General features: G+C 66.0%; 8 protein-coding genes and 3 rRNA genes. 4 read left to right on the forward strand and 7 right to left on the reverse strand.

Annotated elements, in window-relative coordinates:
* The first annotated feature begins 81 nt into the window (after positions 1 to 81).
* Positions 82 to 1,371, forward strand: coding sequence for a DUF1015 domain-containing protein (locus tag OHB09_RS07020; protein ID WP_328921735.1), 1,290 nt, complete (start codon positions 82 to 84; stop codon positions 1,369 to 1,371).
* A 108-nt stretch (positions 1,372 to 1,479) separates the two neighbouring features.
* Here OHB09_RS07020 and OHB09_RS07025 read toward each other — a convergent pair whose 3' ends face one another.
* The 6 genes from OHB09_RS07025 to OHB09_RS07050 all read right to left on the reverse strand — a co-directional run bounded on the left by OHB09_RS07025 (position 1,480) and on the right by OHB09_RS07050 (position 10,052).
* Positions 1,480 to 2,226, reverse strand: a complete 747-nt coding sequence (locus OHB09_RS07025; RefSeq protein ID WP_328921736.1) for a tetratricopeptide repeat protein — start codon at positions 2,224 to 2,226, stop codon at positions 1,480 to 1,482.
* The gene (locus OHB09_RS07030; protein WP_328921737.1) at positions 2,163 to 3,383 is read right to left on the reverse strand and encodes a hypothetical protein; all 1,221 of its coding nucleotides are present in this window, start codon (positions 3,381 to 3,383) and stop codon (positions 2,163 to 2,165) included. The genes OHB09_RS07025 and OHB09_RS07030 overlap by 64 nt, the downstream gene beginning before the upstream one ends.
* 298 nt (positions 3,384 to 3,681) lie before the next feature.
* Positions 3,682 to 3,798: ribosomal RNA gene (rrf, locus tag OHB09_RS07035) — 5S ribosomal RNA — on the reverse strand.
* A 110-nt stretch (positions 3,799 to 3,908) separates the two neighbouring features.
* Positions 3,909 to 7,031 (reverse strand): 23S ribosomal RNA (locus tag OHB09_RS07040).
* 318 nt (positions 7,032 to 7,349) lie between these two features.
* A 16S ribosomal RNA gene (locus tag OHB09_RS07045) occupies positions 7,350 to 8,873 on the reverse strand.
* Together the 16S, 23S and 5S rRNA genes form the textbook arrangement of a ribosomal RNA operon.
* A gap of 537 nt (positions 8,874 to 9,410) precedes the next feature.
* Positions 9,411 to 10,052 carry a DNA-3-methyladenine glycosylase gene (locus OHB09_RS07050; RefSeq protein ID WP_191852752.1) on the reverse strand — a complete coding sequence of 214 codons (642 nt, stop codon included), beginning with the start codon at positions 10,050 to 10,052 and terminating at the stop codon, positions 9,411 to 9,413.
* Between the two features lie 172 nt (positions 10,053 to 10,224).
* On the opposite strand from OHB09_RS07050, the gene OHB09_RS07055 reads away from it, so the two are divergent.
* The 3 genes from OHB09_RS07055 to OHB09_RS07065 all read left to right on the forward strand — a co-directional run bounded on the left by OHB09_RS07055 (position 10,225) and on the right by OHB09_RS07065 (position 12,365).
* On the forward strand, positions 10,225 to 11,007 hold the full coding sequence (locus OHB09_RS07055) for a sporulation protein (protein ID WP_006143327.1): 783 nt from the start codon (positions 10,225 to 10,227) through the stop codon (positions 11,005 to 11,007).
* 120 nt (positions 11,008 to 11,127) lie between these two features.
* A complete protein-coding gene (locus OHB09_RS07060; protein ID WP_328921738.1) occupies positions 11,128 to 11,667 on the forward strand; it encodes a YbhB/YbcL family Raf kinase inhibitor-like protein in 540 nt (179 codons plus the stop codon).
* Between the two features lie 191 nt (positions 11,668 to 11,858).
* On the forward strand, positions 11,859 to 12,365 hold the full coding sequence (locus tag OHB09_RS07065) for an HNH endonuclease (protein ID WP_167794269.1): 507 nt from the start codon (positions 11,859 to 11,861) through the stop codon (positions 12,363 to 12,365).
* Positions 12,366 to 12,446: 81 nt separating this feature from the next.
* On the opposite strand, the gene OHB09_RS07070 is transcribed toward OHB09_RS07065, so the two are convergent.
* Entirely contained in the window at positions 12,447 to 13,406 is a 960-nt protein-coding gene (locus OHB09_RS07070; protein WP_093598939.1) for an SPFH domain-containing protein, read from the reverse strand.
* Positions 13,407 to 13,422: the final 16 nt, after the last annotated feature.

Consider the following 13,422-nt stretch of genomic DNA (forward strand, 5'->3'; position numbering starts at 1 on the left):
CGCATCGCTCCTCGTCCACTCGTCTCCCCCGATCATCCCCCACCCCACCGGCGGCCCCACCGGCGCACTTACGATGCCTGAATGAACTCTGCAGGTCCCGGGGACGCACCCGCGCACATGGGCCTTGACCTGGCACCCTTCCGGGGCCTGCGCTACGACCCCCGACGTGTCGGCAGCCTGGCCGCCGTGACGTCCCCGCCCTACGACGTGGTGGTGCGCCCCGACGGGCTGCTCCACCTGGAATCCGCCGACCCCCACAACATCGTCCGTCTGATCCTGCCGCAGGCCGGCACGCCCGCCGCCCGCAACGAACGCGCCGCGGACACCCTGAACCGCTGGATCGCCGAGGGCGTCCTCGCCCGCGACCCCGCGCCCGCCCTGTACGTCTACGAACAGCGCGACGGCGAGGGACTCCTGCAGCGCGGACTGATCGGCGCGCTGCGCCTGTCCGAGCCCTCCGACGGCCTCGTCCTCCCGCACGAGGACGTCATGCCGCACGTCGTCGCCGACCGTGCCGACCTGATGCGCGCGACCCGCGCCAACCTCGAACCGCTGCTGCTGACCTACCGCGGCAAGGGCGGCACCACCGGCGCGCACGCCGTCGTGGAGCGCGCGACGGGGCGCCCGCCCCTGCTGTCCACCACCACGGAGGACGGCTTCGGCCACCGCCTCTGGGCGGTCACCGACCCCGCCGACATCGCCGAGGCCCGCGCCGACCTGGCAGGCCACCAGGCCCTCATCGCCGACGGGCACCACCGCTGGGCCACCTACCTGCGACTGCGCGCCGAGCACCCCGCTCCCGGCCCGTGGGACTTCGGCCTGGTCCTGCTCGTCGACACCGCCCGCCATCCGCTGCGCGTCCGCGCCATCCACCGGCTGCTGCCCCGGCTCCCGGTGGCGGACGCCCTGGCCGCGCTGACGGACCTGTTCCGGGTACGGCACCTGCGGACGGCGTCGCTCGACGAGGCACTGGACGCGCTCGCGGAGGCGGTCCGCGACGGCAACGCCTTCCTGCTCGCCGGCGACGGCGCCTTCCACCTCGTCGACCGGCCCTCCCCCGACCTGCTCACCCGCACGGTCCCGAAGGACCGCCCCGAGGCCTGGCGCACCCTGGACGCGACGGTGCTGCACGCCACGCTCCTGGAACACGTCTGGCGCATCCCCGAGGACTCGCCGGAGCACGTCGCCTACATCCACGACACCGCGTCCACGGTGGAGAAGGCGGAACGCGAGAGCGGCACGGCGGTCCTCCTCCACCCGGTCCAGGAGGACATCGTGCGCTCCCTCGCCCAGCGCGGCGTCACGATGCCCCGCAAGTCCACATCCTTCGGCCCGAAGCCGGCGACGGGCCTGGTCTTGCGGACCCTGTAGACGACAAGACCGGGGGCGGAAGACCGGTGGAGGAAGACCGGGGGCGGAAATGCGAACGGGGCGGCCGGGGCGGGAAGTTCCCCGCACCGACCGCCCCGCCCCGGCCTCTCAGTCCTCCTCGGACTCCGGCCCCGTCACCTCACGCACAGGCTCCCCGGACTCCCCCGGCTCCCCGGACTTCTCGGATTCCTCGGGGTTCTCGGGCTCCTCGTCATCGTCCTCGACGAGCGCGTCGACGAACTCCACGCCGTCCAGCTCCGCCAGCCGGTCGGAGGCGTCGGTGCTGCCGTCCTTGTCGGACTCCACCGCCTTGGCGAACCACTCCCGCGCCTCGCCCTCACGTCCCGCCGCGAGCAGCGCGTCGGCGTAGGCGTACCGCAGGCGCGCGGTCCACGGCTGCACGGACGTGGACGCCAGCTCAGGGCTCTGCAGCGTCACGATCGCCGCGTCGAGCTGCCCCATGTCCCGCCGCGCCCCCGCCGCGACGAGGCGCATCTCGACCTGGCCGGCCTTGTCCAGCTTGTGCACCTCGGGCGCCCCGGCCATGTCCAGCGCCTTCTCCGGCCGGCCCAGCCCTCGCTCGCAGTCCGCCATGACGGGCCACAGGTCGGTGTTGCCGGTCATCCGCCGCGCCGCCCGGAACTCGGCGAGCGCCTCCCCGTACTTCTGCGTGGCGTAGGCCGCGAACCCGGCCGCCTCGCGCACGGCAGCGACCCGGGAGGCCAGCCGCAGGGCCACCCTGGAGTAGCCGTACGCGCCCTCGGGGTCCTCGTCGATGAGCCGGGCGACCATCACCAGGTTCTTCGCGACGTCCTCGGCGAGTGTCTTGGGCAGGCTCTGGAGCTCCTGCCGCACGTCCTTGTCGATCTCCTCGCCGGTGACGTCCTCGGGGATCGGCAGCCGCTTGATCGGCTCGCGGTCGCGGTCCCGGTGGTCCCGGTCCCGGTCGTCGCGGAACCGTCCACCGCCACCGCCACGCCGGTCGTCCCGCCCGCGGAACCCGCCGGGACGGCCACCGCGGTCGTCACGGCGGTCATCGCGCCGGTCGTCCCGACGGGGCCCGCGCCCACGGTCGTCACGCCGGTCGTCCCGACGGAACCCACCGCGGTCGCCCCGGTCGTCCTCACGCCGCCCGTAGCCCCGACGGTCGTCGTCACGCCGGAAGCCCTGCCCCTGGCCGCCACGGCCATGACCGTCCCGATCATCGCGCCGGAAACCACCACGGTCGTCACGGCGCTCGTCCCGACGGAAGGCGGGCCGGTCGTCACGACGGTCATCACGCCTGTCGTCACGACGATCGTCCCTACGGAAGCTGGGACGGTCATCACGCCTGTCGTCACGACGATCGTCCCTACGGAAGCTGGGACGGTCATCGCGCCGGTCGTCACGACGGAAGCCGGGGCGGTCGTCCCGACGGAAAGCCGGACGCTCGTCACGCCGGTCGTCACGGCGGAAGCCGGGGCGGTCGTCCCGACGGAACCCGCCGCGGTCCCCTCGGTCACCGCGGTCCCCGCGCTCCTCACGCCGGAACCCTCCACCACGGTCGTCCCGTCCCCGGAACCCCCCACGGTCGTCGTCCCGCCCGCGGAAGCCACCACGTCGGTCGTCACCACGCCGGTCGTCGCGCCGGTCGTCGCGGCGGTCATCGCGCCGGTCGTCCCGACGGAACGCCGGCCGGTCGCCGTCGCGGCGGGGACCGCGGTCCCGGTCGTCCCGACGGGGCGCCCCGGACCGGTCGTCCCGACGGAACGGAGGACGCCCACCCCGGTCGCCCTCCCGCCGGTCGTCACGCCGGCCATGACCACCACTGCGGTCGTCGTCACGCCGGTCGTCCCGACGGAACCCGGGACGGTCGTCCCTGCGGTACGCCGGACGGTCGTCGCGGCGGTCATCGCGCCGGAACGCGGGACGGTCGTCGCGGCGGTCGTCCCGACGGAACCCACCCCGGTCGTCCCCACGCCGCTCGCCACCCCGGCGGTCCTCACCACGGCGGTCGTCGCGGCGGTCGTCACGCCGACCGTAGCCACCGCGCCCGCTGTCGTCACGCGAGTCGCGGGTGTCGCGGCGCGGACCTCCTCGGAACCCGCCCCGGTCACCACTGTCCCGGCGGCGCTGCTCGCGCTCCGGTCGCTCGTCGGGAGAGTTGGTGGGCATGGGAAACTCCTGTCTTCGGTACCGCAGTCATTCTCACGTGTCGGGTACCCGACACGTTCAGGTGAAAAAATCCAAGAACCAAACCGGAAAACCGGGAAAACAAAAAAGGACCTCTGGTCCCAGCATGTCGCTGGGACCAGAGGTCCTCCAAAGATTGTTCGGCGGTGTCCTACTCTCCCACAGGGTCCCCCCTGCAGTACCATCGGCGCTGTAAGGCTTAGCTTCCGGGTTCGGAATGTAACCGGGCGTTTCCCCTACGCTATGACCACCGAAACCCTAATGGTTTCGAGCGAACAAGCACACTTTTCAATTGAAAGTAGCGTTCAGCTCTCTGCCGACAACTGTTCGTTGTCTCAGAACTGACACAGTGGACGCGAGCAACTGAGGACAAGCCCTCGGCCTATTAGTACCGGTCACCTCCACCAGTTACCTGGCTTCCAGATCCGGCCTATCAACCCAGTCGTCTACTGGGAGCCTTACCCCATCAAGTGGGTGGGAGTCCTCATCTCGAAGCAGGCTTCCCGCTTAGATGCTTTCAGCGGTTATCCCTCCCGAACGTAGCCAACCAGCCATGCCCTTGGCAGAACAACTGGCACACCAGAGGTTCGTCCGTCCCGGTCCTCTCGTACTAGGGACAGCCCTTCTCAAGACTCCTACGCGCGCAGCGGATAGGGACCGAACTGTCTCACGACGTTCTAAACCCAGCTCGCGTACCGCTTTAATGGGCGAACAGCCCAACCCTTGGGACCGACTCCAGCCCCAGGATGCGACGAGCCGACATCGAGGTGCCAAACCATCCCGTCGATATGGACTCTTGGGGAAGATCAGCCTGTTATCCCCGGGGTACCTTTTATCCGTTGAGCGACGGCGCTTCCACAAGCCACCGCCGGATCACTAGTCCCGACTTTCGTCCCTGCTCGACCCGTCGGTCTCACAGTCAAGCTCCCTTGTGCACTTACACTCACCACCTGATTACCAACCAGGCTGAGGGAACCTTTGGGCGCCTCCGTTACCCTTTAGGAGGCAACCGCCCCAGTTAAACTACCCATCAGACACTGTCCCTGATCCGGATCACGGACCCAGGTTAGACATCCAGCACGACCAGACTGGTATTTCAACGACGACTCCACCCGAACTGGCGTCCGAGCTTCACAGTCTCCCAGCTATCCTACACAAGCCGAACCGAACACCAATATCAAACTGTAGTAAAGGTCCCGGGGTCTTTCCGTCCTGCTGCGCGAAACGAGCATCTTTACTCGTAGTGCAATTTCACCGGGCCTATGGTTGAGACAGTCGAGAAGTCGTTACGCCATTCGTGCAGGTCGGAACTTACCCGACAAGGAATTTCGCTACCTTAGGATGGTTATAGTTACCACCGCCGTTTACTGGCGCTTAAGTTCTCAGCTTCGCCACCCCGAAGAGTGACTAACCGGTCCCCTTAACGTTCCAGCACCGGGCAGGCGTCAGTCCGTATACATCGCCTTACGGCTTCGCACGGACCTGTGTTTTTAGTAAACAGTCGCTTCTCGCTGGTCTCTGCGGCCACACCCAGCTCACCGTGCAAGACGGCTCACCAGACATGGCCCCCCTTCTCCCGAAGTTACGGGGGCATTTTGCCGAGTTCCTTAACCATAGTTCACCCGAACGCCTCGGTATTCTCTACCAGACCACCTGAGTCGGTTTAGGGTACGGGCCGCCATGAAACTCGCTAGAGGCTTTTCTCGACAGCATAGGATCATCCACTTCACCACAATCGGCTCGGCATCAGGTCTCAGCCTTGATGAACGGCGGATTTACCTACCGTCCGGCCTACACCCTTACCCCGGGACAACCACCGCCCGGGATGGACTACCTTCCTGCGTCACCCCATCACTCACCTACTAACCGCTTGGGCCGGCGGCTCCACCACTCCGAGATTGTCCGAAGACGCACCCGGCGGTTTCACGGCCTTAGCATCACGATGCTCGATGTTTGACGCTTCACAGCGGGTACCGGAATATCAACCGGTTATCCATCGACTACGCCTGTCGGCCTCGCCTTAGGTCCCGACTTACCCTGGGCAGATCAGCTTGACCCAGGAACCCTTAGTCAATCGGCGCACACGTTTCCCACGTGTGAATCGCTACTCATGCCTGCATTCTCACTCGTCAACCGTCCACAACTCGCTTACGCGGCTGCTTCACCCGGCAGACGACGCTCCCCTACCCATCCATACGGGCGTTGGCCCTCATGTATGAATGACACGACTTCGGCGGTACGCTTGAGCCCCGCTACATTGTCGGCGCGGAATCACTAGACCAGTGAGCTATTACGCACTCTTTCAAGGGTGGCTGCTTCTAAGCCAACCTCCTGGTTGTCTCTGCGACTCCACATCCTTTCCCACTTAGCGTACGCTTAGGGGCCTTAGTCGATGCTCTGGGCTGTTTCCCTCTCGACCATGGAGCTTATCCCCCACAGTCTCACTGCCGCGCTCTCACTTACCGGCATTCGGAGTTTGGCTAAGGTCAGTAACCCGGTAGGGCCCATCGCCTATCCAGTGCTCTACCTCCGGCAAGAAACACACGACGCTGCACCTAAATGCATTTCGGGGAGAACCAGCTATCACGGAGTTTGATTGGCCTTTCACCCCTAACCACAGGTCATCCCCCAGGTTTTCAACCCTGGTGGGTTCGGTCCTCCACGACCTCTTACAGCCGCTTCAACCTGCCCATGGCTAGATCACTCCGCTTCGGGTCTTGAGCGTGCTACTCAAACGCCCTGTTCGGACTCGCTTTCGCTACGGCTACCCCACCCGGGTTAACCTCGCAACACACCGCAAACTCGCAGGCTCATTCTTCAAAAGGCACGCAGTCACGAGAACAAGGCAAGCCTTGCTCCGACGCTCCCACGGCTTGTAGGCACACGGTTTCAGGTACTATTTCACTCCGCTCCCGCGGTACTTTTCACCATTCCCTCACGGTACTATCCGCTATCGGTCACCAGGGAATATTTAGGCTTAGCGGGTGGTCCCGCCAGATTCACACGGGATTTCTCGGGCCCCGTGCTACTTGGGTGTCTCTCAAACGAGCCGCTGATGTTTCGACTACGGGGGTCTTACCCTCTACGCCGGACCTTTCGCATGTCCTTCGCCTACATCAACGGTTTCTGACTCGTCTCACGGCCGGCAGACCGTAAAAGAGAGATCCCACAACCCCGCACACGCAACCCCTGCCGGGTCTCACACGCATACGGTTTGGCCTCATCCGGTTTCGCTCGCCACTACTCCCGGAATCACGGTTGTTTTCTCTTCCTGCGGGTACTGAGATGTTTCACTTCCCCGCGTTCCCTCCACACTGCCTATGTGTTCAGCAGCGGGTGACAGCCCATGACGACTGCCGGGTTTCCCCATTCGGAAACCCCCGGATCAAAGCCTGGTTGACGACTCCCCGGGGACTATCGTGGCCTCCCACGTCCTTCATCGGTTCCTGGTGCCAAGGCATCCACCGTGCGCCCTTAAAAACTTGGCCACAGATGCTCGCGTCCACTGTGCAGTTCTCAAACAACGACCAACCACCCACCACCCCACCCCGACAGGGGCGAGTTCACTGGGGCCGGCATCCCGAAGACCCAGCCTCACGGCCATGCCCTCAGACACCCAACAGCGTGCCCGACACGATCAGCCGACCAGATCAGCGTTCCACGCCTCCCGAAGGAAGCAGTACTAGCGCCTGGCCCGTCCTGGACCGTGCCGAGTAGTCAACGTTCCACCCATGAGCAACCAGCATCGGACATTCGCCGATGTACTGGCCTCTGGACTGCCGAAACAGCCTAGAAGTGCTCCTTAGAAAGGAGGTGATCCAGCCGCACCTTCCGGTACGGCTACCTTGTTACGACTTCGTCCCAATCGCCAGTCCCACCTTCGACCGCTCCCTCCCTTGCGGGTTGGGCCACGGGCTTCGGGTGTTACCGACTTTCGTGACGTGACGGGCGGTGTGTACAAGGCCCGGGAACGTATTCACCGCAGCAATGCTGATCTGCGATTACTAGCGACTCCGACTTCATGGGGTCGAGTTGCAGACCCCAATCCGAACTGAGACCGGCTTTTTGAGATTCGCTCCACCTCACGGTATCGCAGCTCATTGTACCGGCCATTGTAGCACGTGTGCAGCCCAAGACATAAGGGGCATGATGACTTGACGTCGTCCCCACCTTCCTCCGAGTTGACCCCGGCGGTCTCCCGTGAGTCCCCAACCTCCGAAGAGTTGCTGGCAACACGGGACAAGGGTTGCGCTCGTTGCGGGACTTAACCCAACATCTCACGACACGAGCTGACGACAGCCATGCACCACCTGTACACCGACCACAAGGGGGGCACTATCTCTAATGCTTTCCGGTGTATGTCAAGCCTTGGTAAGGTTCTTCGCGTTGCGTCGAATTAAGCCACATGCTCCGCCGCTTGTGCGGGCCCCCGTCAATTCCTTTGAGTTTTAGCCTTGCGGCCGTACTCCCCAGGCGGGGCACTTAATGCGTTAGCTGCGGCACGGACAACGTGGAATGTTGCCCACACCTAGTGCCCACCGTTTACGGCGTGGACTACCAGGGTATCTAATCCTGTTCGCTCCCCACGCTTTCGCTCCTCAGCGTCAGTATCGGCCCAGAGATCCGCCTTCGCCACCGGTGTTCCTCCTGATATCTGCGCATTTCACCGCTACACCAGGAATTCCGATCTCCCCTACCGAACTCTAGCCTGCCCGTATCGACTGCAGACCCGGGGTTAAGCCCCGGGCTTTCACAACCGACGTGACAAGCCGCCTACGAGCTCTTTACGCCCAATAATTCCGGACAACGCTTGCGCCCTACGTATTACCGCGGCTGCTGGCACGTAGTTAGCCGGCGCTTCTTCTGCAGGTACCGTCACTTTCGCTTCTTCCCTGCTGAAAGAGGTTTACAACCCGAAGGCCGTCATCCCTCACGCGGCGTCGCTGCATCAGGCTTTCGCCCATTGTGCAATATTCCCCACTGCTGCCTCCCGTAGGAGTCTGGGCCGTGTCTCAGTCCCAGTGTGGCCGGTCGCCCTCTCAGGCCGGCTACCCGTCGTCGCCTTGGTGAGCCATTACCTCACCAACAAGCTGATAGGCCGCGGGCTCATCCTGCACCGCCGGAGCTTTCCACCACCCGACCATGCGGTCAGTGGTTGTATCCGGTATTAGACCCCGTTTCCAGGGCTTGTCCCAGAGTGCAGGGCAGATTGCCCACGTGTTACTCACCCGTTCGCCACTAATCCCCACCGAAGTGGTTCATCGTTCGACTTGCATGTGTTAAGCACGCCGCCAGCGTTCGTCCTGAGCCAGGATCAAACTCTCCGTGAATGCTTCCGGGTAATCCCGGTAACACACACGAGAGCGGAACAGCCGGGCGGAATGAGCCCAGCCGTTCACAGCGTCCTCGCTGTGTTTTCTTCAAAGGAACCTCGCCCCAGCAGATGCTGGAGACGGGGTATCAACATATCTGGCGTTGACTTTTGGCACGCTGTTGAGTTCTCAAGGAACGGACGCTTCCTTCGTACTCACCCGAGAGACTCTCTCAGGCTTTCCTTTGGGCGCTTCCCTTCGGTCTTGCGTTTCCGACTCTATCAGACGTTTTCACTGTCCGATTCCCGGCCGGCGGGATTCTGATTGTCTCCGAACTCGGCCTTCGCCGCGCCTTTCGACATTCACCACGTTAACCGATTCCCCGCGCAGCTCATAATCGAGCTCCGCGAAAGCGAATTCGGACATGAAGACACGCCGATTCCGCCCTCTGTGAGGGAGGTAGTGAGTGGTGTGGTTGGCCGCTTCCGGCTGCAGGCTGAACGCCGTACCCGGTTCAAGCGGCTCGGACTACACTACGCATCCCCGATCCGCGAGTCAACTTCGTCGGCGCCTGGGCGCGTGGGCCCGGTAGGGGCTCACCGTCGGATCGTCCGCGACCCAGAACCGCCAGGGGTGCACGCCGCCCTCTCCGGCGACTCCCGTGCGCGGGCCACTGCGCACCAGGGCGGGGTCGACCGGGGCGCCCTCCAGCACCGTCAGTGGCTGATCCCCCGTCGTGCAGGCGTCGACGCCGTCCAGGCTGCGGTCCACGTCCAGGGCGGTGGCGAGGCGCGCGGGCCCCTTGGCCAGTTCCCGGTCGTTGCATGCCGAGGCACGGCGTTTGCGGGCGAGTTCGGCGCCCTCCACGATCTCGCCGGCCCGCAGGAGCACCCCGGACGCCCGCCCCTCGGGGCCGCAGACCAGGTTCATGCAGTGCCACATGCCATAGGTGAAGTAGACATACACATGGCCGGGGGGACCGAACATCACGCCGTTGCGGGCCGTGGGGCCGCGGTAGGCGTGCGAGCCCGGGTCGTTGGGGCCGTCGTACGCCTCGACCTCCGTGAGGCGCAGGGCGATCGGGCCGTCGGGGGTGGTGCGGAGGACGACGCGGCCCAGGAGGTCGGGCGCGACCTCCAGTACGGGCCGGTCGAAGAACGCCCTCGGCAGGGGCGTACGGTCGGGCGTCGCGATCATGTCGTACGAGCGTAGTCCAGGCGGCCGGTGGTGCGTCGGGGACGGGGACGGGCCGTGGGCTGGTCAGCGCGTGCCGTGCCTTGGGAGGGTGGGGTCGCGGAACCGGCCGTGGTCGGATCGCGTATGTAGGGAGCGGGAGCCGCCGTGTAGGGCGGCCTGGAGAGGGAGAGACATGGCGTTCAAGAAGCTGCTCGCGAGCCTGGGGGCCGGCGGTGCTTCGGTCGAGACCGTGCTGACCGAGGAGAACGTGGTTCCGGGTGGCGTCGTCCAGGGCGAGGTGCGGATCCAGGGTGGTTCCGTCGACCAGCAGATCGAGGGGCTGTCGGTCGGACTCCAGGCCAAGGTCGAGGTGGAGAGCGGCGACCAGGAGTACAAGCAGAACATCGAGTTCGCCACGCAGCGGCTGGGCGGGGCCTTCGAGCTGAAGGCGGGCGCGGTGCACGCGGTGCCGTTCGGGCTGGAGATCCCCTGGGAGACGCCGGTCACGATGATCGACGGGCAGTCGCTGCGCGGTATGCAGATCGGGGTGCGCACCGAGCTGCAGATCGCCCGGGCCGTCGACTCCGGCGACCTGGACCCGGTCAACGTGCACCCGCTGCCGGCGCAGAAGGCGATCCTGGACGCGTTCATCCAGCTCGGCTTCCGTTTCAAGGACGCGGACATGGAGCGCGGGCACATCCGGGGCACTCGGCAGCGGCTGCCGTTCTACCAGGAGATCGAGTTCTACCCGCCGCAGCAGTACCGGGGCCTCAACCAGGTGGAGTTGAGCTTCGTCGCGGACGACCACGAGATGGACGTCGTGCTCGAGATGGACAAGAAGCCGGGACTGTTCAGCGAGGGCAGTGACACCTACCGGGCGTTCCGGGTGGGGCTGCACGACTTCCACACCACCGACTGGTCGGCGTACCTCCACCAGTGGGTGTCCGAGGTCGGCAGCAAGCGCAACTGGTTCTAGGGTTCTAGGCTCGGAGGGCGGGATTCCGCGGTCGTGCGCGCGGGCGCGCGGCCGGCGGGCCGATACCGGCCGCTTCCGATCCCGCGCCCGACCTGTCCCGACCGATCTGGAGGTACCGAGGTGTCCGAGGGCAAGAGGCCGCCGCTCCCGCACGATTTCCATCCGCCCGTGCCGTCGTTCACGGTGACGAGCGAGGACGTCGAGCCGGGCTCCGCGTTGAAGGAGGCTCAGGTGCAGGCCGCGGGGAACACCTCGCCGCAGCTGCGCTGGGAGGGCTTCCCGGCGGAGACCAAGAGCTTCGCCGTGACGTGCTACGACCCGGACGCCCCCACGGGCAGCGGGTTCTGGCACTGGGTCCTGTTCGACGTTCCCGCCTCGGTCACCGAGCTGCCGGCGGGTGCGGGCGGCGGCACCTTCGAGGGGCTGCCCGAGGGCGCGGTGCACGCGCGCAACGACTACGGGAGCCGGGACTTCGGCGGGGCCGCACCGCCGCCCGGGGACGGGCCGCACCGCTATGTGTTCACGGTGTACGCCGTGGACCAGGAGAAACTGGGCCCGGACGCGGACGCCTCGCCCGCCGTCGTCGGCTTCAACCTGCGCTTCCACACGCTGGCGCGGGCCCAGTTGATCGGTGAGTACGAGGTGCCCGGCGAGAGCTGAGCCTGCCCCTCGCCGCCGGTCGCGTTCCGCGCGTCCCCGTGTCACTCGTTCAAGGCACGTTTGCCCGCCCCTGGTCTTGGAATTGATCAGGGGCGGGCACTTTTTTATTGCGTTGTCCATCTCGTCGTGCCCGGCCAGAGTTGATCCAGCCCGCCAGGGGGGTGGGCCGGAGCGCACAGGAGGTGGGCAGGATGCGTGACACGCTGGTACTGAACGCGAGTTTCGAGCCGCTGTCGACGGTGACCCTGAACCGGGCCGTCGTTCTGGTGCTGCAGGCCAAGGCCGTCGTCGAGCAGGCCCACCCCGGACTGCGCATGCGGGGCGCGCTGGTGGACATACCGGCGCCCCGGGTGATCAGGCTGTGCAGGTACGTGCGGGTGCCGTTCCGAAGACAAGCCCCGTGGTCGCGGAGGGGGGTGCTGGTCCGGGACCGGCACCGGTGCGCGTACTGCGGGGGACGCGCGACGACCGTGGACCACGTCGTGCCGAGGTCGCGGGGTGGTGGGGACACCTGGCTGAACACGGTGGCCTCGTGCGCCGAGGACAATCACCGCAAGGCGGACCGGACGCCCGAGCAGGCGGGCATGCCCCTGCTGACGCGGCCGTTCGAGCCGACGCCGGCGGACGCGATGCTGCTGGCGCTGGGGCAGGACGACGTCGAGGCCCTGCCGGAGTGGCTGTCGCCGACCGCGGCGTGAGAACCGCCCTCGTACGGGGGCGGCTTCGCCCGGTGGTTCCCCGTGCCACCTCGGGAGGGGCACGGGGAGGCGCGTCCTCGGTCAGTCGATCGGCGGGCGTTCGCGCCGGTCGTCCTGGGAGGAACGGGGGGCGGGCGGGGTCGCGTTGCCGTTGGGGGCGCCGGGCGGGGAGCCGAAGTTGCCGAAGGCGCCGGACAGGCCCTTGAGGGCGTCGCCGATCTCGCTGGGGACGATCCAGAGCTTGTTGGCGTCGCCCTCGGCGATCTTCGGCAGCATCTGCAGGTACTGGTAGGAGAGCAGCTTCTGGTCGGGGTCTCCGGCGTGGATGGACTCGAAGACCGTCCGGATCGCCTGGGCCTCGCCCTCGGCGCGCAGGGCGGCGGCCTTGGCCTCACCCTCGGCGCGCAGGATGGCCGACTGCTTCTCGCCCTCCGCGGTGAGGATCTGGGACTGGCGGATGCCCTCGGCGGTGAGGATCGCGGCGCGCTTGTCACGGTCGGCGCGCATCTGCTTCTCCATCGAGTCCTGGATGGAGGTCGGCGGCTCGATGGCCTTGAGTTCGACGCGGTTGACGCGGATGCCCCACTTGCCGGTGGCCTCGTCGAGGACACCGCGCAGGGCCGCGTTGATCTCCTCGCGGGAGGTGAGCGTGCGCTCCAGGTCCATGCCGCCGATGATGTTGCGCAGCGTGGTGACGGTGAGCTGCTCGATCGCCTGGATGTAGCTGGCCACTTCGTAGGTGGCGGCGCGGGCGTCGGTCACCTGGTAGTAGATGACGGTGTCGATGTTGACGACCAGGTTGTCCTGGGTGATCACCGGCTGCGGCGGGAAGGGCACGACCTGTTCGCGCAGGTCGATGCGGTTGCGGATGGAGTCGATGAACGGGACCACGATGTTGAGGCCGGCGTTCAGTGTGCGTGTGTAGCGGCCGAAACGCTCGACGATGGCCGCGCTCGCCTGCGGGATGACCTGAATCGTCTTGATCAGGGCGATGAAGACCAACACCACCAGAATGATCAGGACGATGATGACCGGTTCCATCGTCGTTCCCCGTACC

The organism is Streptomyces griseoaurantiacus (assembly GCF_036189845.1).
Lineage (GTDB): Bacteria > Actinomycetota > Actinomycetes > Streptomycetales > Streptomycetaceae > Streptomyces > Streptomyces griseoaurantiacus.

What these genes read in the sequence shown, in the direction of transcription:
- OHB09_RS07020 (WP_328921735.1), top strand. Translation starts at nt 82, where the DNA reads ATGAACTCTGCAGGTCCCGGGGACGCACCCGCGCACATGGGCCTTGAC.
- OHB09_RS07050 (WP_191852752.1), bottom strand. Translation starts at nt 10,052, where the DNA reads ATGATCGCGACGCCCGACCGTACGCCCCTGCCGAGGGCGTTCTTCGAC.
- OHB09_RS07055 (WP_006143327.1), top strand. Translation starts at nt 10,225, where the DNA reads ATGGCGTTCAAGAAGCTGCTCGCGAGCCTGGGGGCCGGCGGTGCTTCG.
- OHB09_RS07065 (WP_167794269.1), top strand. Translation starts at nt 11,859, where the DNA reads ATGCGTGACACGCTGGTACTGAACGCGAGTTTCGAGCCGCTGTCGACG.
- OHB09_RS07070 (WP_093598939.1), bottom strand. Translation starts at nt 13,406, where the DNA reads ATGGAACCGGTCATCATCGTCCTGATCATTCTGGTGGTGTTGGTCTTC.